The following is a 20355-nucleotide window of genomic DNA, read 5'->3' as shown; positions in this document are numbered from 1 at the left end:
GTCGATTCGCGAAGTGTCCTCGGCCACCGAGCACGTCAATGAGGTGGCACTTCGGGTCGTCAGCGCCTCCAACTCATCGATGGTCAACTCCGATGAGCAAGCCAACCGCACCAACAGCGTCGCCGCTGCCATCAATCAGTTGGGCGCTGCCGCCCAGGAAATTGCACGCAATGCGGCGCAAGCCTCACACCAGGCCAGCGATGCACGGCATTTGGCTGAGGATGGCCAACAGGTGGTGGAGCGCAACATCAAGGCGATGAATCAGTTGTCGTCGATGATCAGCGCTTCCAGCAGCAACATCGAAGCGCTCAATAGCAAGACGGTGAATATCGGGCAGATCCTCGAAGTGATCACCAGCATTTCCCAGCAAACCAACCTATTGGCATTGAACGCTGCCATCGAAGCGGCCCGTGCCGGGGAAGCCGGGCGTGGGTTTGCGGTGGTCGCGGACGAAGTGCGCAACCTGGCGCATCGCACTCAGGAGTCTGCGCAACAGGTGCAGAAGATGATCGAAGAACTGCAAGTCGGCGCCCGGGAATCGGTCAGCACCATGGGTGAAAGCCAGCGCCATAGCCTTGAAAGTGTCGACATCGCCAACCTCGCTGGCGAACGCCTGAACAGTGTGACCCAGCGCATCGGCGAAATTGATGGCATGAACCAGTCAGTCGCCACCGCCACTGAAGAACAGACCTCGGTGGTGGAGTCGATCAACATGGATATTACCGAGATCAACACCCTCAATCAGGAAGGTGTGGAAAACCTGCAATCCACGCTGCGAGCGTGTGCCGACCTTGAGCAACAAGCCGCTCGATTGAAGCAATTGGTGGGCAGTTTCCGGATCTGACTAATCGTCCTTGGGGTCGGACGTGTTTTGTTCCTGCTTCCACAACTCGGCGGCACCGGGAAATTCGGTGCCGTCCTCACTGCTCAGGTCATCCGGGTCATATCGACTCAAACACCCCTCCCCCAATGTGGCGGGGGCTTTTGACGTGGCTTTGTCCAGCGGATCACTCATTACTCAATCCTCGGCAGCGTACACAAAAAAGGGCCTGGAACGATTTAACGCCCAGGCCCTTCATTCTTCAATCACAACAGATCGATCAGAACACTACGGTCTTGTTGCCATGCACCAGCACGCGGTCTTCCAGGTGGTAACGCAGGCCACGGGCCAGCACCATCTTCTCGACGTCACGGCCGAAACGCACCATGTCTTCAATGCTGTCGCTGTGGCTGACACGCACCACGTCCTGCTCGATGATCGGGCCGGCGTCCAGTTCCTCGGTGACGTAGTGGCAAGTCGCACCGATCAACTTCACGCCACGCAGGGACGCCTGGTGATACGGCTTGGCACCAACGAACGAAGGCAGGAAGCTGTGGTGGATATTGATCACCTTGCCGGCATATTCGCGGCACAGTTCCGGCGGCAGGATCTGCATGTAGCGCGCCAGCACGACCACGTCGGCTTCGTGCTGCTTGACCAGGCGCGAGACCTCGGCAAACGCGGGCTCCTTGTCCTGCGGGTTGACCGGCACGTGGTAATACGGAATGCCATGCCACTCGACCATGCTGCGCAGGTCATCATGGTTGGAAATCACGCAGGCGATCTCGCAGTCCAATTCATCGCTGTGCCAGCGATGCAGCAAATCGGCCAGGCAGTGGGATTCACGGCTGGCCATCAACACCACGCGCTTTTTCTGCTCGGTGTCGGTGATATGCCAGGTCATCGAAAACTCTTCGGCGATCGGCGCAAACGCGTCGCGGAAGGCATCAAGACCAAAGGGCAGCGAATCGGCACGAATCTCGTGACGCATGAAGAACCAACCGCTGAGATTGTCCGAGTGATGACTCGCCTCGGTGATCCAACCGTTGTGGGAGGCCAGAAAGTTACTGACTTTGGCAACGATGCCGACCCGGTCCGGGCAAGCAATCACCAGCCGAAAAGTGCGCATTAGGGGGAAACTCCAGAACTTCGCAAAGGCCGCCATTCTAGCGATTGCGCAGGAAAACTGCAGTATTCGTTGACGCTTATTCTGATCGCCTGCCGACGCCTTGCCCCTTAATAGCCTATGGTTTTACCACCTTTATATGAGTCTAGTACGTGACCCTACGGCTGTTCCGCGTATTTCAAGGAGATTACTTTAAGGCCTACGCCCTAGTAATTAACTCAAATGCATAGCAAGGCTACAAACATTCAAAGTAATTCACATAAATACGAGCTTAAATGTTTACTTGGGCAAACTGCCTGACTATTATTGGGCCACTCGCCCTGTCAATCAGCGCTCTACATAAGGTAGTCCACATGTCTCTGATCAACGAATACCGTGCCACCGAAGAAGCTATCAAAGAGCTGCAAGCCCGTTTGAAGAATCTGTCTCAAGACGACAAACTGCAAACCGAGCTGGAATTCGAAGGCAAACTGCGCGCCCTGATGGGTGAATACTCCAAATCCCTGCGTGACATCATCGCGCTGCTGGATCCAGAGTCGAAAATTAAAGCACCGCGTGGCGCTGTGAAAACTACCGGCACCAAGCGTGCCCGCAAAGTCAAACAGTACAAAAACCCACACAACGGCGAAGTGATTGAAACCAAAGGTGGCAACCACAAAACCCTGAAAGAGTGGAAAGCCAAGTGGGGCGGTGACGTGGTTGAAGGCTGGGCTACCCTGCTGGGCTAAGCCTCGCCGGGCTTGCGCCTGATACGCGACACATTAAAAACGCCAGCCTGCTGGCGTTTTTTATTGCCTGTCTGTTGAGTGAAGACCGACTACAGATTTACCTTATGGGCCAGCGAGTCTGCATATTCCTGCCACCGCTCAAGCACCTCGGTCTGAAAAGGTGTCGCACTAACTGCAAATTCTTGTTTAGCCTGCTTAAATGCCGCAAGGGTATTCGGCGCGCCCCACTCCGGGTCCGACAAACGTTGCTGACAGAAAAGCTGCCAGCGTTGTTGCTCCTCACTGTTCAAGGTATCGGGGAAGTTGCGCGCGCGATAACGAAACAATAATTCAGGCAAGCGATGATCATCAAAAGGCCATTGCTGGCGAGCTAATTGCGCTGGCTCGGCCGTCCGGACTTGTTCACATAAACGTCGATCACGATCGCCGATAAAGCCATCGTAAAGCTGTTGCTCCGGGTCTGAACTCGACGCGAAACCTTCTTCGGCATAAACGGCCGCCAACTTGTCGCGCCAAACTTCCTGTGCGTCAGTTAGCCGCAGGGCGCGCTCCTGATAAATATTCATGTCCAAGTGCAGACGCTCACGATCTTCGGTCCGAAGCACGTTCAAGGGAGCAACCACAGGGCAACGATTGATGTACACCAGCTTGAGCGGGACCGGCAACTCGCCCTCGGCAAGATCTTCACGACGGGTGTAGAGGCGCTGGCGCAAGGTATCTGCATCCAGGTCCAGCAACCCTTGGGGATCGAGCCCGAGATCGCAGACGATCAGCGCATTGCGATTGCGGGGGTGCCACGCCAGCGGTAGCACAATCCCCAGGTAATGACGCTCGGCGGAAAAACGCCCAGAGATATGCACCATGGGTTGCAGTAAACGCACCTGGTCCATCACCCGCTGCTTGCTGCGTAGCTGAAACAGCCATTCGTACAGCTTGGGCTGTTTCTCACGTACCCGTCGCGCCAGGGCAATCGTGGCACGCACATCGGACAACGCATCGTGTGCCTGGCCATGGTCGATACCGTTGGCTTCGGTCAGGCGCTCCAACTTGAGCGTGACGCGCCCATCCTGTTGCGGCCACTCAATGCCTTCCGGGCGCAGCGCGTAGGCGGTGCGAATCACGTCGATCAGATCCCAACGACTGTTACCACCCTGCCACTCACGCGCGTAAGGGTCGAAAAAATTGCGATACAGGCTGTAGCGCGTCATCTCATCGTCAAATCGCAAGGTGTTGTAACCTGCGCCACACGTACCCGGAGCAGCCAGTTGAGCATGCACCCGGGTCATGAAGTCGGCCTCGGCCAGGCCTTTTTCCGCGAGGATTGCGGGAGTGATACCGGTAATCGCGCACGCAACGGGATGGGGCAGGATATCGTCGCTGGGCTGACAATAAAGATTGACCGGCTCGCCGATCTCATTGAGCTCTAAGTCCGTCCGAATTCCAGCTACCTGGAGCGGGCGATCGCTGCGCGGATTAATGCCGGTGGTTTCATAGTCGTACCAGAAAATGGAGGTCACGGGCTATTCCTGTACTGAAGAGCGACAAAGTCTAGGCGCTGGACGGCGTCCACGGCCAGCACCAAATCAACTGTACAAACATCCAGTAAAACCTTGAATGGTTGCTTCCACCGCCGACACTGCTAGCATCCGTGTCTTCCAGCCACTCTGCACTGCCAAGGATCGCGATGCCGTCAGCCCCGTTGGACACCCGCTACCAGATCGAGACCCCGGAGGGCATTGACCTGCCGCTGCGCCCCGCCGGCCTGGTACCGCGCGTGCTGGCCTTTGCCTTCGACCTGGGGTTGCGCGCGGTGGTCATGGGCATTCTGCTGGTGCCATTGGCCTTGCTTGGCAACGTTGGCATCGGCCTGGGCTCACTGCTGCTGTTCCTGATCAGTTGGTGGTACATGGTGCTGTTCGAGGTACTCAACCAGGGGTGCTCGCCTGGCAAACAGGTCATGGGGCTGCGGGTGATACACGATGACGGCACGCCGATTGGCTGGTCCGCGTCACTGATCCGCAATTTACTGCGGTTTGTCGACATGCTGCCATTCGGTTACTTCCTCGGCGCAATCAGCTGCCTGCACCATCCTCATTTCAAGCGCCTGGGCGACCTGGCCGCCGGCACTCTGGTGATCTACCGGGAACAGCCGCTGGTGCGCCCCCGTATTCCTCAAGCTGCGGCCTTGCGCCTGCCCTTCGCCCTGAACCTGAACGAGCAACGGGCCATCCTCGGCTTCGCAGAGCGCCAAGGTGAGCTGTCCGCCGAACGCGTTCACGAGTTGGCCTCGATACTCGCCACCCCCTTGCAAGTATCCCCGGCTCGCGCCGTGGAACAACTCAACGGCGTGGCCCGTGGCCTGTTGGGGCCGACATGAAGCAGAGTCTTTTCGAAAGCCGTCACCAGCTTCAATGGCAAGCCTTCGCCAACCACCTGCAACAGTTGGAGCAAGGCAAGGCGACGGCCAGTGAGTTGGCCGACTTCCCCCAGCAGTATCGACGTCTGTGCCAGCACCTGGCCCTGGCCCAGGAACGCGGCTACAGCAGCTATTTGGTAGACCCGTTGCAACAACTGGCCCTGCGCGGTCATCAACAGCTCTACCGTCATCGCAGCCAACTGACGGCAAATGTGCTGGGGTTCGTACTTGCCGATTTCCCTCGGTTGGTACGGGAACAGTGGCGTTTCGTACTGATCGCCAGCCTGCTGTTCTTTGGCAGCCTGGTGGGTATCGCGTTGTTGGTGTACCTGTTTCCCGACCTGATCTACAGCATCGTCAGTCCCCAGCAGGTTGCCGAGATGCAAGGCATGTATGACCCGGATGCCAGCCGCCTGGGCCGCACCGCCGAGCGTGCATCGAGCGAAAACTGGATGATGTTCGGCTACTACGTGATGCACAACATCGGTATCGCGTTCCAGACGTTTGCCGCCGGTTTGCTGTTCGGCCTGGGCAGCGTGTTCTTTCTGATATTCAACGGCCTGGTCATCGGTGCGGTCTCCGGCCACCTGACCGAAATCGGCTACGGCCAGACCTTCTGGTCATTCGTCATCGGGCATGGCGCGTTCGAACTGACCGCAATCGCCCTCGCTGGCGCCGCCGGCTTGCAACTGGGCTGGGCGCTGATCGCTCCCGGGCAGTTGACCCGAGGCGAATCATTGCGGCTGGCGGCACGCAAGAGCGTGCAGATGTTGTGTGGTGTGATGATATTCCTGTTGATCGCGGCCTTCATCGAGGCGTATTGGTCATCCACCACCCTGATAGCGCCCTGGGTCAAATACCTGGTTGGCGCGGCGCTGTGGATGCTGGTAACTGCTTACCTGGGCCTTGCCGGAAGGACTCGCCATGCGCCTGAGTGATGCCAGCGTGGTAATCCGCCCGCGTACTGCCTGGGAAGCGATGGATCTTGGCGTGTTGATGGCCCGTGAGCATTGCCTGCTCTTGATGGGCAGTTGGGCGTTGGTGACTCTGCCAGTGTTCGCCGTGCTCACGGCACTGCTGTGGAAGTACCCGACCACCGCGATACTCGTGTTCTGGTGGCTCAAACCAGCCTTTGATCGCTTGCCACTGTATATCCTGTCCAAGGCGTTGTTTGGTGAAACGCCCAGCATCAAGCAGGCCGTTCGCCAGTGGCCACGGCTGCTAAAAGGCCAACTGTTGGCCAGCCTGACCTGGCGGCGACTCAGCCTGAGCCGCAGCTTTGTGATGCCGGTGAGCCAACTCGAAGGCCTGGATGGCCCCACCCGTCAAAAACGCCTGGGTGTGCTGCAGCAACGTAGTGCTGGCGCCGCACGCTGGTTGACCACCATCGGGGTGCATCTGGAGATCGGTTTGTGGTTCGGCTGCATGACTCTTTTCTATCTATTTATTCCCCAGAACATCGAGTTGGATTGGGATTGGCAGCGCCTGATACTGGCGACAAGTTCGGAAGGCTTGTGGCTGGAGCACTTGAGCAACGTCTTCTACGCCTTGATCCTGGTGTTTTGGGAACCTATCTATGTGGCCTGCGGTTTCAGCCTCTACCTGAATCGCCGCACTGTATTAGAGGCCTGGGACCTGGAGTTGGTCTTTCGCCGTCTTCGTCAGCGCCTGAGCAACGTGGCGCCGTTGCTAGTGCTGATGATCGGGCTGACGCTGCTCCCCTTCAGCCCGCCCGTCATGGCAGCGTCATCCCCCCCCAAAAAACCACTCACCACCCAGGGCGCGAGCCAATCCATCAAGTCGCTGCTGGAAAAGCCGCCCTTCAAAAATCCGGAAACCGTCACGCGCTATCGCTTTGGCGAAGACAAGCCGTCGGTTAAAAACAAGACTCACCGTGACGGTAAGCTTCCGGACTGGCTGAAGGCGTTGCTGGACAACCTCAACAGCAATACCTTCAAACACATCGCACAAGGGCTGGAGGTGCTGTTGTGGGGACTTATGGTCGGTGCATTGATCATGCTGGTGTGGCGTTATCGTGAGTGGTTGCGCACCTTTGTCAGCCGACGCGGGCCACGCAAGCCCCAAAACGTCAAACCGGCACCCACGCAATTGTTCGGCCTTGAACTGGGTTCCGAGACTTTGCCCGACGATATTGCCAGCGCCGCCGAGCGCCTGTGGCCCACCCAGCCAAGGGAAGCCCTTGGCCTGTTGTATCGCGGTCTGCTCAGCCGGCTGTTGCATGACTTCAATGTGCCGCTGAAAAGTGCTGACACCGAAGGGCAGATCCTGGAACGGGTCAACCAGTTGCAACAACCACGACTGCTGGCGTTCAGCAACGAATTGACCCACCACTGGCAGAACCTCGCCTACGGCCATTGCCTGCCTCCCCCTTCAGCACAGCAACAACTGTGCAGTGATTGGCGCACCCTGTTCAACGTGGGGAGCAACCCATGAACCGGCCTTTACTGTGGGTGGGATTATTGCTGGCGTGCCTGCTTGGAGCCGCTGGTTACTATGCATGGAGCAAGGCAATTCCCTACGACGAGGTAGTGGATCGTGGTCCGTCTCCAGAAGCCCTGGCCAACCCGTACTTGGCGGCGGAACACTTTCTACGCGAACAAGGCCTGGCCGTGGAGCAGGCCAATAGCCTGGAGCGGCTGACGACCTTGCCGGGCAAGGGCAACAGCCTGCTGCTGCTCGGCGAACGCAGCAACATGTCACCACGCCAGGTAGAGCAACTGCTGGACTGGACCCAATCCGGCGGCCATCTGTTGCTGGTGGCCGAGGCGTTATGGGATGAAGAGACCGGCAGAAGTGGCGACCTGCTGCTCGATCGCTTGCAGATCCACCAGGCATTGAGCGACGAGCCTGAGGAGCCTGCGCCTTCCAGCAAAAAGTCTCTGGAAAAGAAGGCGCCCGACCTCACCAAACTCTACGTCGACGATGAAAACCCATCGGCTTACTTCAGTTTCGACACAGACTTCAATCTTACCGACCCGAAGCACCTCGCCCAATTTTCTGCCAACAGCTCAAGGTCGAGCCACCTGATGCAACTCGACCTCGGGAAAGGCCACGTCACGGTGATCACCGACAGCGACCTGTGGAAAACGCCGAACATCGGCAAGCACGACAATGCCTGGCTGCTGTGGTACCTGAACCAGGGCACGGCCGTAACCTTGTTGTTCAACAGTGACTTCGACGACCTGCTCAGCTTGCTGATGCGGTACTTCCCCCAGGCCCTGGTCGCACTCATTTCGCTGATCGCCCTGGCATTGTGGCGGGCAGGCATGCGTCAAGGCCCAACCCGACCTCCAGCCTCCAACGCTCGCCGCCAATTGCAGGAACACCTGAAGGCCAGCGCCGATTTCCTGCTCCGCCGCAGTGGCCAGGGCACGCTGCTGCATGCCTTGCAGCGCGACATCCTGCGCGCGGTCCGGCATCGTCACCCCGGCTTTGAGCACCTCGACAACGCAGAACAGTGGCGGGTGCTCGAACACCTGACGCGCCAACCCTCTCACGTCATCAGCCAGGCCCTTGGCCCACTCCCGGCAAAACGGCTTTCCAGCGCCGATTTCAGCCGGCAGGTGGCATGCCTGCAAACCCTCAGGAATGCCCTATGAGTGAACTTCCAAGCGCCACTGCCTTGAACCGCGATACCTTGCAACGTGCCAGCGAACAGGCCCAAGCCCTGCGCACGGAATTGCGCAAAGCGGTGATTGGCCAGGATGCGGTGATCGACGATGTCCTGACCGCCCTGATCGCCGGTGGGCATGTGTTGCTCGAAGGTGTGCCGGGGCTGGGCAAGACCTTGCTGGTGCGTGCGCTGGCACGCTGCTTCGAGGGCGACTTCGCGCGCATCCAGTTCACCCCGGACCTGATGCCCAGCGATGTCACCGGCCACGCCGTATACGATCGGCACACCGAACAGTTCAAGCTGCGCAAGGGGCCTGTATTCACCCACTTGTTGCTGGCCGACGAAATCAACCGTGCTCCGGCCAAGACCCAGGCCGCGTTGCTCGAAGCCATGCAGGAACGGCAAGTCACCCTCGAAGGCGAGGCGCTGCCCATCGGCCAACCGTTCATGGTGCTGGCGACCCAGAACCCTATCGAACAGGAAGGTACTTACCCCCTGCCGGAAGCGGAGTTGGATCGCTTCATGCTCAAGGTGCGTATGGATTACCCCGATGCGCAGCAGGAAGTGGACATGGTGCGTGAAGTCACGCGCTCGTCTCGGGCCGACATGCTGGATGTACATCCCTTACACACGGTGCTGCCAGCCGAAGGTGTGCTGCAGCTTCAACAGATCGCCAGTGAACTGGCACTCGACGAACACGTGCTCGACTATGCCGTACGCCTGGCACGCGCTACGCGCAGTTGGCCGGGATTAGCCATCGGCGCCGGCCCACGGGCGTCCATTGACCTGGTACGCGGGGCGCGTGCCCGCGCCTTGTTGCGCGGGGGTGAGTTCGTCACCCCGGACGACATCAAGGGTTGCGCCCTGGCAGTACTGCGCCATCGGGTACGTATCGCGCCAGAGTTGGATATCGATGGGCTGGAGGTCGACCAGGTGCTCAAGCAATTGCTCGATCAGATCCCGGCACCTCGGCAATGAGTTACCCATGAAACCGACCCGTCTGTTGTTGAACTGGCTTGGCGTATTGCTGGGTGTGGGCATCCTGCTGGGTACTGCGTCAGCGTTGCAGTTCAAGGTGCCCGACACCTTGCACTCAATCGCGTGGGGGCTGCTACTGGCACTGTTACTGCTCGCCTTGCTGGATGCGATGCGCCTGCGTAGCCGCCCTTCCCCCCGCGTGCAACGGCAGATGCCTGGGAGCCTGGCACTGGGCCGCTGGGGAGACATACGCCTGGCTATCGAACATGATTTCCGACAGCCGCTGAGCGTACAGGTATTCGATCATGTCCCTGACGGGTTGTCCGTAGAACACATGCCCCAATCCATAGCGCTGCGGCCCGGTGAACGCAGTGAACTGGGTTATCGCCTTCGCCCCATGCGGCGTGGGCATTTCAGTTTCAGCCGCTGCGAACTTCACCTGCCCAGCCCCATGGGCCTATGGTCAGCACGACGACTGATCGAGGTGAGCGATACCACCCGCGTCTACCCGGATTTCGCCCGCCTATACGGCGCCCAACTACTGGGGGTGGACAATTGGCTGAACCAACTGGGTGTGCGCCAACACCAGCGGCGCGGCTTGGGACTGGAATTTCATCAGTTGCGAGAGTTTCGCGAGGGAGACAGCCTGCGACAGATCGACTGGAAGGCCACCGCCCGACAACGCACACCCATCGCTCGTGAATATCAGGATGAGCGTGACCAGCAGATCGTGTTCATGCTCGATTGCGGCCGCCGCATGCGCAGCCAGGACGATGAGCTGTCCCACTTTGACCATGCCCTGAATGCCTGCCTGTTGCTCAGCTATGTCGCTTTGCGCCAGGGTGATGCGGTTGGGCTGTGCACCTTTGCCGCTGACCTTCCACGCTATCTGGCGCCCGTCAAAGGCAGTAGCCAGCTGAACCTGTTGCTCAACGCGGTATATGACCTCGATACCACCCGACGGACTGCCGATTATCAGGCTGCGGCTAGCCAACTGCTGGCCCGGCAGAAACGGCGCGCATTGGTGATCGTGGTAACCAACCTGCGAGATGAGGATGATGAAACACTGCTGGCTGCCGTCAAGCGTATCAGTCGTCAACACAGGGTGCTCGTGGTCAGCCTGCGCGAGGAAGCCCTCGACCGACTGCGCCAAGCCCCCGTACAAACCTTGCCCGAAGCCTTGGCCTACAGCGGCACCATCGACTACCTGAATGCCCGCAACGAACTGCATGACCGCCTCAGCGCCCAAGGCCTGTCCCTATTGGACAGCTTGCCGTCTGAGCTCGGACCGGCGTTGGTCACCCGCTACCTGGGATGGAAGAAAGCCGGGGTGCTCTGAAAATGCCTGCCAACGCGCATTACCTAAGCTGAAGCCTGCAAGGGATCAAAGCTGAAGTAATGCAACAAGACGTTGATCAACTGCCCATATTCCTCGGGTGCCTGGAGCACCCTGAACCCGGAGTCATACTGTTGCGGGTTGATATCCTCATGACTCCATAGGCAGCTCGCCGTGAGATCAATGGGATGGAAGGTGCCGTCAGCCGCCGGAATCTTCAAACGCAGCTCAAAGTCCACGTCGACCATCATGGGCAGTTGGCTGATTAACATCAGCCCATCTTCCGAGACATTGCCCAAAAACCCGATGGGCTTGTCGGTAAGACGATTAAACACTTGCAGAAAATAAGGTAACTGATGCCGCTCGATCCGCCGGTCAGTAAACATGGTGAGATCGCCATCCAATGGCCATGAGTGCGGCCGTGCCAGTGATTCGGAACGGGCAAGATCACCCGCTCTCCCTGAAACTCGGTGCGACAACAGGCAATCGCTTGCTGCTGGACAACCACCAAATCCGGGCCCCGCATGCGTTTGCACAGAAAGTTGTACAAACGAACACTCAAAGGATAGCCCATGACTGGCGATAGGCCAGTTATTAAATGACGAATACCATCACAATGAAGCCGGGCGCGGTTGCGCGATGCTTGCACCTGGGTAATGCCCCAGTTGTTGCAGGGTGTCGAGCCTCGCGCGGGCGCGGTAGGCGTACTCGCTCGACGGATACTGATTGATGATGAATTGATAGGTCTGTACCGCGTCGACGAAGAGTTTCTGCCGTTCCAGGCACTGCCCGCGCAACATCGAGACTTCCGGCTGCACATAACGTCGGCTGCGACTTTCACGGTCGACCTGGGACAACTCCAGGGTAACGCGCTCGCAGTCACCGACCTTGTAGGCGCGGTAGGCATTGTTCAGATGGTGGTCCATCGACCAACGAGTGCAGCCGACAACACTGACGGCCAGGGCAGCAATGAGCAAAATTCGCATGAGGGTTCTCCTGTCTTGTGCAGTGTATCGACCCCTCGTCGAAAATCTTCAAGGATGTTCGTATTCAGCCGCAACGAAAACAAGTCAATCATCGATAAGTAGTGCAAACGAACAATGACTACAACGAAAGAGCATAGTAGCCTTCCTCAGCGCTTGAACTCAGGAGTCTGTGCATGTCCGTCCGTCGTACCAAAATCGTCGCCACCCTTGGCCCGGCCAGCAACTCGCCGGAAGTCCTCGAACAGCTGATTCTGGCTGGTTTGGACGTTGCCCGTCTGAACTTCTCCCACGGCACCCCGGACGAGCACAAGGCTCGCGCCAAGTTGGTGCGTGATCTGGCCGCCAAGCACGGCCGCTTCGTCGCACTGCTGGGTGACCTGCAAGGCCCGAAGATCCGTATCGCCAAATTCGCCAACAAGCGGATCGAGCTGAAGATCGGTGACCAATTCACCTTCTCCACCAGCCACCCGTTGACCGAAGGCAACCAGCAAGTCGTGGGTATCGACTACCCGGACCTGGTCAAGGACTGCGGCGTCGGTGACGAACTGTTGCTGGATGACGGTCGCGTGGTGATGCGCGTCGAAACCGCGACCCCGACTGAACTGCATTGCGTCGTACTGATCGGTGGTCCGCTGTCCGACCACAAAGGCATCAACCGTCGTGGTGGAGGCTTGACCGCACCGGCCCTGACGGAAAAAGACAAGGCCGACATCAAGCTCGCCGCCGAAATGGAAGTGGACTACCTCGCCGTGTCCTTCCCACGCGACGCCGCCGACATGGAATATGCCCGTAAACTGCGCGACGAAGCCGGCGGTACCGCCTGGCTGGTGGCGAAGATCGAACGCGCCGAAGCCGTGGCCGATGACGAAACCCTCGACGGCCTGATCAAGGCTTCCGACGCCGTGATGGTTGCCCGTGGCGACCTGGGCGTGGAAATCGGTGACGCCGAGCTGATCGGTATTCAGAAGAAGATCATCCTGCACGCACGCCGTCACAACAAAGCGGTGATCGTGGCGACCCAGATGATGGAGTCGATGATCCAGAACCCGATGCCGACTCGTGCCGAAGTGTCCGACGTGGCCAACGCCGTGCTCGACTACACCGATGCCGTGATGCTCTCGGCTGAAAGTGCCGCCGGCCCGTACCCGCTGGAAGCCGTGCAAGCCATGGCGCGTATCTGCCTCGGCGCTGAAAAGCACCCGACCAGCAAGACCTCCAGTCACCGCATCGGCAAAGAGTTCGAAAGCTGCGACCAGAGCATCGCCCTGGCGGCCATGTACACTGCGAACCACTTCCCCGGTGTGAAGGCGATCATCGCGCTGACCGAGAGTGGCTACACGCCGTTGATCATGTCGCGCATCCGTTCCTCGGTGCCGATCTACGCGTTCACCCCGCACCGTGAAGCCCAGGCGCGCACCGCGCTGTTCCGTGGCGTGTACACCGTTCCGTTCGATCCGGCTTCGCTGGCACCGAACGAAGTCAGCCAGAAAGCTATCGACGAGCTGGTCAAACGTGGCGTCGTAGAGAAAGGCGACTGGGTCATCCTGACCAAGGGCGACAGCTACCACACCACCGGTGGCACCAATGGCATGAAGATCCTGCACGTGGGCGACCCGCAGGTCTGAGTGACAGGCTGAAAAATCAAAGCCCCGCCCTTTAAATGGCGGGGCTTTTTGCTTTCTCAGGACCGGTTGATAAACCCCGACAACGCCGCAATCGCCTCCGGCGACCTCAACCGCTGGGTAAATAAAGCGCCCTCTTCCTCGATCACCTGGCGCAATTGCTCGCGGTCCACACTCTTCATAAGTTGCTTAGTCACTTGCACCGCGCCCGGCGCCAGGGTCTCAAAGCGCTCGGCCATTTCCCGCGCCATGGCCAGTGCCGCCTCGCCGCTGCCCAACGCCTCGGTAGCAATCCCCCACGCCGCCGCCTGTTCGCCGCTGAAGCCCTCGCCCAGCAGCAATAACTCAGCCGCCTTGGCGTGCCCCAACAGCCTCGGCAGGATCAGGCTCGAACCAAACTCCGGACACAGCCCCAGGTTGACGAACGGCATGCGCAGCCGCGCATCCCGACTGATGTACACCAGATCGCAGTGCAGCAACAGCGTTGTACCAATACCCACCGCAACGCCGGCCACGGCGGCAATCACCGGTTTGCGACAGTTGAGCAGGCTTTTCATGAAATAAAACGGTGGGCTGTCGAGCGTGCTGGGCGGTTGTTCGAGAAAATCGCCAATGTCGTTGCCGGCGGTAAAGCAGTCACTGCTGCCCTGGATCAGCACGCAGCGGATATCCACATCCGCATCGGCCTGCTCGAGCGCCTCGGCCAATTGGGTATACATGGCCCGAGTCAGCGCATTTTTCTTCTCGGGACGATTGAGCTGCAGGATCAGCAGCCCGCGTTCACGGTGCTGCAGGATGGCGTCAGTCATGGCAGATCTCGCGGCTGTAGAGTTCAGCGCTCAACCACGGGGCAGGAACACATCGGCCAGCAGTTGATTGCGCGGCAATCCCGCCAGGAACAGACGCTTGGAAAACGCCTCGACACTGGCCGGGTGCCCGCAGAGTAAAGCCAGAGTTTGCCGCGAAACAAGCCGCAGTTGCGCCAATGCCTGGGTCGCCTGCGCCGCTGTCCACAGCTCCACCGTCACATTGGGATGCTGTGCAGCGAGCTGCGCCAGGGGTTCGGCCAAGTAATGCCCGTCAGCATCATGGGCCAGGTGAATCACGCGGATGTCGCCCTGATGATCCTGGCGCAAAGCCTCACGCAACACCCCCCAGAGCGGCCCCAGGCCCGTGCCGGACGCCAGCAGCCACAGCGGTCGACGTTGCCAGTCGGGGTCGTACTGCAGCGCGCCGCCGCGCAGCTCGCCCAGGCGCAGACGGTCGCCCACCTGCAATTGACGGGCAAGATCACTGAATTCGCCGGGCAGACGGCAATCGAGATGAAACTCCAGGAACGCATCCTCCTGGGGCAAGCTCGCCAAGGAGTAGGGCCGCGCCACCTGACCTGCCCATAGCACCAGATGCTGCCCGGCCCGGTAGCGCAGGCCACGCTCGGGTTGCAGGCGTAGGCGCAGCACGTTCGGGCTCAACCAATCCACACCCACCACCTGGGCCGGCAACCCGTCACGTGTCGGATCAAAGGTTTCGACGCGCAAATCCCCGCGAACCTGGCACTGACATGCCAAGCGCCAGCCGTCCTGGCGTTGCGCCGGGCTCAAAGCCTCGGGTTGCTTGTCCTCGACCTCCCCCTCGCATCGCACCAGGCACGCATGGCAACTGCCGGCGCGGCAACTGTAAGGCACGGCCGCACCGGCCTGGTTCAAGGCATCCAGCAAGTTGCTGCCGGAAGAGACCGACCAATGGCGTTCGCCGACGTAGAGTTCAGGCATATAAGGACTCAATCACAAGGGAGCGCGCACAGGGAATCATGCCTGCGACAGTTTGACCATAGTCGGGTGTATCGGCCACCGAGCCGGGTTATACTGCCGCGCCTTTTTAGCGTCGCGCCTGCACCAGTGGCGTGCCTTGGAAAGGTGGTTTCAGCCGACCGATGCACCCCACTGAAGCCACCTTATTGAATGTTCCCTTATAGAGGAGCGCGACTCATGACCGTGATCAAGCAAGACGACCTGATTCAGAGCGTTGCCGACGCCCTGCAATTCATTTCCTACTACCACCCCGTTGATTTCATCCAGGCCATGCACGAAGCCTACCTGCGCGAAGAATCGCCAGCGGCCCGTGACTCCATTGCCCAGATCCTGATCAACTCGCGCATGTGCGCCACCGGCCATCGCCCGATCTGCCAGGACACCGGTATCGTCACCGTGTTCGTGCGCGTGGGCATGGACGTACGTTGGGATGGCGCCACCATGGGCCTGGACGACATGATCAACGAAGGCGTGCGTCGCGCCTACAACCTGCCGGAAAACGTCCTGCGTGCCTCTATCCTGGCCGACCCGGCCGGTGCGCGTAAGAACACCAAGGACAACACCCCTGCGGTCATCCACTACTCCATCGTCCCGGGCAACACCGTGGAAGTGGACGTGGCGGCCAAGGGCGGCGGTTCCGAGAACAAATCGAAAATGGCCATGCTCAACCCGTCCGACTCGATCGTCGACTGGGTGCTGAAGACCGTTCCGACCATGGGCGCCGGCTGGTGCCCACCGGGCATGCTCGGCATCGGCATCGGCGGCACCGCCGAGAAAGCCGCGGTGATGGCCAAGGAAGTGTTGATGGAATCCATCGACATCCACGAGCTGAAAAAACGCGGCCCGCAAAACCGTATCGAAGAGATGCGCCTGGAGCTGTTCGAGAAGGTCAACCAACTGGGCATCGGCGCCCAGGGCCTGGGTGGCCTGACCACCGTGCTCGACGTGAAGATCATGGACTACCCGACCCACGCCGCGTCGCTGCCGGTGTGCATGATCCCCAACTGCGCCGCCACCCGTCACGCCCATTTCGTGCTCGACGGTTCGGGCCCAGCGTCGCTGGAAGCGCCACCGCTGGACGCCTACCCGGAAATCGTCTGGGAAGCCGGCCCGTCGGCCCGCCGCGTCAACCTCGACACCCTGACCCCGGAAGAAGTGCAGAGCTGGAAGCCGGGAGAAACCGTGTTGCTCAACGGCAAGATGCTCACCGGCCGCGACGCCGCGCACAAGCGCATGGTCGAGATGCTGAACAAGGGCGAAACCCTGCCGGTGGATCTCAAGGGTCGCTTCATCTACTACGTCGGTCCGGTTGATCCGGTGCGCGAAGAAGTGGTTGGCCCGGCGGGCCCGACCACCGCGACGCGGATGGACAAGTTCACCCGTCAGATCCTCGAACAAACGGGCCTGTTGGGTATGATCGGCAAATCCGAGCGCGGCCCGACCGCCATCGAAGCGATCAAGGACCACAAGGCCGTGTACCTGATGGCCGTGGGCGGCGCCGCTTACCTGGTGGCGCAAGCCATCAAGAAGTCGCGCGTTGTCGCGTTCGCCGAACTGGGTATGGAAGCGATCTACGAGTTCGACGTGAAAGACATGCCGGTGACCGTTGCTGTCGACAGCAAGGGCGAATCCGTGCACATCACCGGTCCTGCCATCTGGCAGAAAAAGATCAGTGAAAGCCTGGCGGTAGAAGTGCAGTAAGTGCTTCTGTGGTGAGGGGCCAGCCCCCTCACCACAACTGCTTGCCCCTCATGGTATGGTGCACTCCCTTACCGTGCCTGCCCATCACCGTATGATCGTAATCCCTCGCCCCCTGCGCCTGACTTTCTACTCCCTGCTGATCATCGCCGGTGCGCTGCTGGCCGCGGCCTTGGCGACACGCCATGCCGAACGCCAAGCCCTGGTAGACGATGCCGCTCGTGCCAATCAGCAACTTGCGCTGTATGCCAATTCGTTGCACACCCTGATTGAACGCTACCGAGCCCTGCCCGCCGTGCTGGCGCTGGACTCGGAGATGATCAATGCCTTGAAGGGCCCGCTGGATACCGCCACCCAGGACCTGCTCAACCGCAAACTGGAACGCATCAACGGCGCGGCGCAGTCGTCCACCCTGGAATTGATGGACCGCACTGGCCTGGCCGTGGCCGCCAGTAACTGGAACCTGCCCAGCAGTTATGTGGGACACAACTACGCGTTCCGCCCCTATTTCAGCCAAACCCTGAGCCAGGGCACCGGCCGTTTTTACGCGGTGGGCGTGACCACTGGCATTCCCGGTTACTTCCTCTCCAGCGCGGTGGTCGATGAACACGAACAGTTCCTCGGCGCCATGGTGGTCAAGCTGGAGTTCCCCGAACTTGAACGCGAATGGGCCCAAGGCAATGACCTGCTGCTGGTCAGCGACGCCCGTGGCATCGTGTTCATCGCCAACCAGCCCGGCTGGCGCTATCGCAACCTGCGGCCGTTAACGGCCAGCGACCTTGCCGAACTCAAGGCCACTCGCCAATACGACAAGAAACACCTGCAGGCGCTGGAAACCAGCACCCTGCAACACTTCGACGAAAACAGCCATCTGATGCGCGTCAACGGTCCGGATGGCAGTGCCAATTACATTTGGGAATCGCTGCCGCTGAAGGCCGAAGGCTGGACCCTGCACTTGCTGCGCAAGCCGCAATTCGCGTTTGAAGATCAGCGCAACGCCGGGTTGGCCGCCGCCGGCTCCTGGCTGGCGCTGGTGTTCCTGGTGCTGTTCCTGACCCAACGCTGGCGCCTGGCCCGCTTGCGCCAGCGCAGCCGCGAGGAACTTGAGCAACTGGTGGAAGAACGCACCCAGGCGCTGCGCACCGCCCAGGATGGCCTGGTGCAGTCGGCCAAACTGGCGGCATTGGGGCAGATGTCCGCCGCCCTCGCCCATGAAATCAATCAGCCGCTGACCGCCCAACGCATGCAATTGGCCACCTTGCGCCTGCTGCTGGACCATGGCCGTGTCGACGACGCCTACCAGGCGCTCACCCCACTGGACGACATGCTCACGCGCATGGCCGCGCTCACCGGCCATCTCAAGACCTTCGCGCGCAAAAGCCCCAGTGGCCTGCGTGAACGCCTGGACTTGGCCACCGTGGTCGACCAGTCCCTGCACTTGCTCGATGCGCGCCTGCGCGACGAATCCATCGGCGTGGTGCTGGACCTGACCCGCCCCGCCTGGGTGCGTGGCGATGCGATCCGCCTGGAACAGGTATTGATCAACCTGCTGCGCAACGCCCTTGACGCCATGGCCGACAAGCCACGCAAACGCCTGGAAATCCGCCTGCATGCCGATGAGCAGTTGTGGCAACTCACCGTCAGCGACAGCGGCGGCGGGATTGCCGAAGAACACCTGAACAGCGTGTTCGACCCGTTCTTCACCACCAAACCTGTGGGTGATGGCCTCGGCTTGGGGCTGGCGGTGTCCTACGCTATCGTGCACGAATTGGGTGGCCGCCTGATCGCCAGCAACCGTGGCGACGGCGCGGTTTTCACCCTGACCCTGCCTATCGCGCTGGAGACGCCCGACCTATGTTGAACGCGGTGATTGTGGTCGACGACGAAGCCAGCATCCGCACGGCCGTCGAGCAGTGGTTGAGCCTGTCGGGCTTTGAGGTTCAGCTATTCAGCCGCGCCGAAGAATGCCTGGCGCAATTGCCCAAGGACTTTCCCGGAGTGATCCTGAGCGACGTGCGCATGCCAGGTCTCAGCGGCCTGGAACTGTTGGCCGAAGTGCAGCGCCGTGATGGGGATTTGCCGGTGATATTGCTGACGGGCCACGGCGATGTGCCAATGGCCGTTGAAGCCATGCGCGACGGCGCCTACGACTTCCTGGAAAAACCCTTCAGCCCCGACGCCCTGCTCAACAGCCTGCGCCGCGCCTTGGACAAGCGTGGATTGATCCTGGAAAACCGTCGCCTGCATCAACAGGCCGATCATCGCGCACAGTTGGAGTCGACCCTTTTAGGCGTGTCTCGAGGTTTGCAGACCCTACGCCGCCAGGTGCTGGATTTGGCAAGCCTGCCGGTCAATGTGCTGATCCGTGGCGAGACCGGCAGTGGCAAGGAACTGGTTGCCCGTTGCCTGCATGACTTCGGCCCACGGGCGAAAAAACCCTTTGTGGCCCTCAACTGCGCGGCGATCCCCGAGCAGTTGTTCGAGGCCGAGCTGTTCGGCCACGAAAGCGGCGCGTTTACCGGCGCCCAGGGCAAGCGCATCGGCAAACTGGAATATGCCCACGGCGGCACGCTGTTCCTCGACGAAATCGAAAGCATGCCGCTGGCCCAACAAGTGAAACTGCTGCGCGTGTTGCAGGAACAGAAACTGGAACGCCTGGGCTCCAACCAAAGTATCCACGTGGACCTGCGCATCATCGCCGCCACCAAACCAGACCTGTTGGAAGAGGCCCGCGCCGGACGCTTTCGCGAAGACCTGGCTTATCGTTTGAACGTCGCGCAATTGCGCCTGCCGCCTTTGCGTGAACGCCGCGAAGATATTCCGCTGCTGTTCGACCACTTTGCACAGAGCGCCGCCGAGCGCCTGGGCCGTAGCGTCGAGCCGCTGAGCGGTGCGCAACTGGGGCGTCTGCTCAGCCATGACTGGCCAGGTAACGTGCGCGAATTGGCCAACGTCGCCGAACGCCAGGTATTGGGCCTTGGCGAACCGGAGCCGGAAGGCGTCGAGGCCGGGCAATCGTTGGCGGCGCAGCAGGAGGCGTTTGAAGCGCATTGCCTGAAAGCTGCACTGACGCGGCACAAGGGCGATATCAAGGCGGTGCTGGCCGAGCTGCAACTGCCTCGGCGAACCTTGAATGAAAAGATGCAGCGGCATGGATTGGTGCGGGAGATGTTTCTCTAGCGACCTTCAGACCGCCATCG

Annotated in this window: 19 protein-coding genes; 12 read left to right on the top strand and 7 right to left on the bottom strand. The window is 60.2% G+C overall.

Annotated elements, in window-relative coordinates; all coding sequences use genetic code 11:
• Positions 1–79 precede the first annotated feature (79 nt).
• Entirely contained in the window at positions 80–844 is a 765-nt protein-coding gene (locus AC4PS7_RS26410; RefSeq protein WP_370737428.1) for a methyl-accepting chemotaxis protein, read from the top strand.
• Here the strand turns inward: AC4PS7_RS26410 and AC4PS7_RS26405 are convergent, their stop codons facing one another.
• Positions 845–1015, bottom strand: coding sequence for a hypothetical protein (locus tag AC4PS7_RS26405; protein WP_010208068.1), 171 nt, complete (start codon positions 1013–1015; stop codon positions 845–847).
• An 85-nt stretch (positions 1016–1100) separates the two neighbouring features.
• Positions 1101–1949 (bottom strand): formyltetrahydrofolate deformylase, encoded by an 849-nt coding sequence (gene purU, locus AC4PS7_RS26400; protein ID WP_010208067.1) that lies wholly within the window; start codon positions 1947–1949, stop codon positions 1101–1103.
• 350 nt (positions 1950–2299) lie between these two features.
• Here purU and mvaT point away from each other — a divergent pair, with 350 nt between their 5' ends.
• Positions 2300–2674, top strand: coding sequence for a histone-like nucleoid-structuring protein MvaT (gene mvaT, locus AC4PS7_RS26395; RefSeq protein WP_010208066.1), 375 nt, complete (start codon positions 2300–2302; stop codon positions 2672–2674).
• A gap of 89 nt (positions 2675–2763) precedes the next feature.
• On the opposite strand, the gene sbcB is transcribed toward mvaT, so the two are convergent.
• Positions 2764–4191, bottom strand: coding sequence for an exodeoxyribonuclease I (gene sbcB / locus AC4PS7_RS26390; protein WP_492179826.1), 1428 nt, complete (start codon positions 4189–4191; stop codon positions 2764–2766).
• Between the two features lie 167 nt (positions 4192–4358).
• Here sbcB and AC4PS7_RS26385 point away from each other — a divergent pair, with 167 nt between their 5' ends.
• Genes AC4PS7_RS26385 through AC4PS7_RS26360 form a run of 6 tightly spaced genes read left to right on the top strand, consistent with a single transcriptional unit; the run spans position 4359 to position 11041 of the window.
• Positions 4359–5051 carry an RDD family protein gene (locus tag AC4PS7_RS26385; protein ID WP_010208062.1) on the top strand — a complete coding sequence of 231 codons (693 nt, stop codon included), beginning with the start codon at positions 4359–4361 and terminating at the stop codon, positions 5049–5051.
• The gene (locus AC4PS7_RS26380) at positions 5048–6028 is read left to right on the top strand and encodes a stage II sporulation protein M (protein ID WP_047542981.1); all 981 of its coding nucleotides are present in this window, start codon (positions 5048–5050) and stop codon (positions 6026–6028) included. Before AC4PS7_RS26385 ends, AC4PS7_RS26380 begins: the two co-directional genes overlap by 4 nt.
• Positions 6015–7544 carry a DUF4129 domain-containing protein gene (locus AC4PS7_RS26375; protein ID WP_021491221.1) on the top strand — a complete coding sequence of 510 codons (1530 nt, stop codon included), beginning with the start codon at positions 6015–6017 and terminating at the stop codon, positions 7542–7544. The genes AC4PS7_RS26380 and AC4PS7_RS26375 overlap by 14 nt, the downstream gene beginning before the upstream one ends.
• Positions 7541–8710: a DUF4350 domain-containing protein gene (locus tag AC4PS7_RS26370; protein ID WP_492179825.1), complete on the top strand. Its 1170-nt coding sequence runs from the start codon at positions 7541–7543 to the stop codon at positions 8708–8710. The genes AC4PS7_RS26375 and AC4PS7_RS26370 overlap by 4 nt, the downstream gene beginning before the upstream one ends.
• Positions 8707–9702 carry an AAA family ATPase gene (locus tag AC4PS7_RS26365; protein ID WP_042571229.1) on the top strand — a complete coding sequence of 332 codons (996 nt, stop codon included), beginning with the start codon at positions 8707–8709 and terminating at the stop codon, positions 9700–9702. Before AC4PS7_RS26370 ends, AC4PS7_RS26365 begins: the two co-directional genes overlap by 4 nt.
• Before the next feature lie 7 nt (positions 9703–9709).
• Positions 9710–11041 carry a DUF58 domain-containing protein gene (locus AC4PS7_RS26360; RefSeq protein WP_021491220.1) on the top strand — a complete coding sequence of 444 codons (1332 nt, stop codon included), beginning with the start codon at positions 9710–9712 and terminating at the stop codon, positions 11039–11041.
• 23 nt (positions 11042–11064) lie between these two features.
• Here AC4PS7_RS26360 and AC4PS7_RS26355 read toward each other — a convergent pair whose 3' ends face one another.
• Both AC4PS7_RS26355 and AC4PS7_RS26350 read right to left on the bottom strand, forming a co-directional pair.
• Positions 11065–11424 (bottom strand): PilZ domain-containing protein, encoded by a 360-nt coding sequence (locus tag AC4PS7_RS26355; protein ID WP_010208057.1) that lies wholly within the window; start codon positions 11422–11424, stop codon positions 11065–11067.
• 225 nt (positions 11425–11649) lie between these two features.
• Positions 11650–12024: a tol-pal system YbgF family protein gene (locus AC4PS7_RS26350; protein ID WP_010208056.1), complete on the bottom strand. Its 375-nt coding sequence runs from the start codon at positions 12022–12024 to the stop codon at positions 11650–11652.
• Between the two features lie 173 nt (positions 12025–12197).
• Here AC4PS7_RS26350 and pyk point away from each other — a divergent pair, with 173 nt between their 5' ends.
• Positions 12198–13649, top strand: coding sequence for a pyruvate kinase (pyk, locus tag AC4PS7_RS26345; RefSeq protein ID WP_010208055.1), 1452 nt, complete (start codon positions 12198–12200; stop codon positions 13647–13649).
• Positions 13650–13705: 56 nt separating this feature from the next.
• On the opposite strand, the gene AC4PS7_RS26340 is transcribed toward pyk, so the two are convergent.
• Both AC4PS7_RS26340 and AC4PS7_RS26335 read right to left on the bottom strand, forming a co-directional pair.
• A complete protein-coding gene (locus tag AC4PS7_RS26340) occupies positions 13706–14455 on the bottom strand; it encodes an enoyl-CoA hydratase-related protein (protein ID WP_010208054.1) in 750 nt (249 codons plus the stop codon).
• A 30-nt stretch (positions 14456–14485) separates the two neighbouring features.
• Positions 14486–15418, bottom strand: coding sequence for an iron-sulfur-binding ferredoxin reductase (locus AC4PS7_RS26335; protein ID WP_021491219.1), 933 nt, complete (start codon positions 15416–15418; stop codon positions 14486–14488).
• 216 nt (positions 15419–15634) lie between these two features.
• On the opposite strand from AC4PS7_RS26335, the gene AC4PS7_RS26330 reads away from it, so the two are divergent.
• From AC4PS7_RS26330 to AC4PS7_RS26320, 3 genes are all read left to right on the top strand, one after another.
• Positions 15635–17158 carry a fumarate hydratase gene (locus AC4PS7_RS26330; protein WP_010208051.1) on the top strand — a complete coding sequence of 508 codons (1524 nt, stop codon included), beginning with the start codon at positions 15635–15637 and terminating at the stop codon, positions 17156–17158.
• Between the two features lie 91 nt (positions 17159–17249).
• Positions 17250–19016 (top strand): ATP-binding protein, encoded by a 1767-nt coding sequence (locus tag AC4PS7_RS26325; RefSeq protein ID WP_492179824.1) that lies wholly within the window; start codon positions 17250–17252, stop codon positions 19014–19016.
• Positions 19010–20335 carry a sigma-54-dependent transcriptional regulator gene (locus AC4PS7_RS26320; protein WP_042571227.1) on the top strand — a complete coding sequence of 442 codons (1326 nt, stop codon included), beginning with the start codon at positions 19010–19012 and terminating at the stop codon, positions 20333–20335. The genes AC4PS7_RS26325 and AC4PS7_RS26320 overlap by 7 nt, the downstream gene beginning before the upstream one ends.
• Positions 20336–20355 lie beyond the last annotated feature (20 nt).

The sequence above is a fragment of the Pseudomonas sp. DW-iso3 genome, assembly GCF_058725305.1.
The sequence above is the reverse complement of the archived record's forward strand: the minus strand, read 5'-3'. Positions and strand labels throughout refer to the sequence as shown.

What these genes read in the sequence shown, in the direction of transcription:
- AC4PS7_RS26410 (WP_370737428.1), top strand. Translation starts at nt 80, where the DNA reads ATGGTCAACTCCGATGAGCAAGCCAACCGCACCAACAGCGTCGCCGCT.
- AC4PS7_RS26405 (WP_010208068.1), bottom strand. Translation starts at nt 1,015, where the DNA reads ATGAGTGATCCGCTGGACAAAGCCACGTCAAAAGCCCCCGCCACATTG.
- purU (WP_010208067.1), bottom strand. Translation starts at nt 1,949, where the DNA reads ATGCGCACTTTTCGGCTGGTGATTGCTTGCCCGGACCGGGTCGGCATC.
- mvaT (WP_010208066.1), top strand. Translation starts at nt 2,300, where the DNA reads ATGTCTCTGATCAACGAATACCGTGCCACCGAAGAAGCTATCAAAGAG.
- AC4PS7_RS26385 (WP_010208062.1), top strand. Translation starts at nt 4,359, where the DNA reads ATGCCGTCAGCCCCGTTGGACACCCGCTACCAGATCGAGACCCCGGAG.
- AC4PS7_RS26380 (WP_047542981.1), top strand. Translation starts at nt 5,048, where the DNA reads ATGAAGCAGAGTCTTTTCGAAAGCCGTCACCAGCTTCAATGGCAAGCC.
- AC4PS7_RS26375 (WP_021491221.1), top strand. Translation starts at nt 6,015, where the DNA reads ATGCGCCTGAGTGATGCCAGCGTGGTAATCCGCCCGCGTACTGCCTGG.
- AC4PS7_RS26370 (WP_492179825.1), top strand. Translation starts at nt 7,541, where the DNA reads ATGAACCGGCCTTTACTGTGGGTGGGATTATTGCTGGCGTGCCTGCTT.
- AC4PS7_RS26365 (WP_042571229.1), top strand. Translation starts at nt 8,707, where the DNA reads ATGAGTGAACTTCCAAGCGCCACTGCCTTGAACCGCGATACCTTGCAA.
- AC4PS7_RS26360 (WP_021491220.1), top strand. Translation starts at nt 9,710, where the DNA reads ATGAAACCGACCCGTCTGTTGTTGAACTGGCTTGGCGTATTGCTGGGT.
- AC4PS7_RS26355 (WP_010208057.1), bottom strand. Translation starts at nt 11,424, where the DNA reads ATGTTTACTGACCGGCGGATCGAGCGGCATCAGTTACCTTATTTTCTG.
- AC4PS7_RS26350 (WP_010208056.1), bottom strand. Translation starts at nt 12,024, where the DNA reads ATGCGAATTTTGCTCATTGCTGCCCTGGCCGTCAGTGTTGTCGGCTGC.
- pyk (WP_010208055.1), top strand. Translation starts at nt 12,198, where the DNA reads ATGTCCGTCCGTCGTACCAAAATCGTCGCCACCCTTGGCCCGGCCAGC.
- AC4PS7_RS26340 (WP_010208054.1), bottom strand. Translation starts at nt 14,455, where the DNA reads ATGACTGACGCCATCCTGCAGCACCGTGAACGCGGGCTGCTGATCCTG.
- AC4PS7_RS26335 (WP_021491219.1), bottom strand. Translation starts at nt 15,418, where the DNA reads ATGCCTGAACTCTACGTCGGCGAACGCCATTGGTCGGTCTCTTCCGGC.
- AC4PS7_RS26330 (WP_010208051.1), top strand. Translation starts at nt 15,635, where the DNA reads ATGACCGTGATCAAGCAAGACGACCTGATTCAGAGCGTTGCCGACGCC.
- AC4PS7_RS26325 (WP_492179824.1), top strand. Translation starts at nt 17,250, where the DNA reads ATGATCGTAATCCCTCGCCCCCTGCGCCTGACTTTCTACTCCCTGCTG.
- AC4PS7_RS26320 (WP_042571227.1), top strand. Translation starts at nt 19,010, where the DNA reads ATGTTGAACGCGGTGATTGTGGTCGACGACGAAGCCAGCATCCGCACG.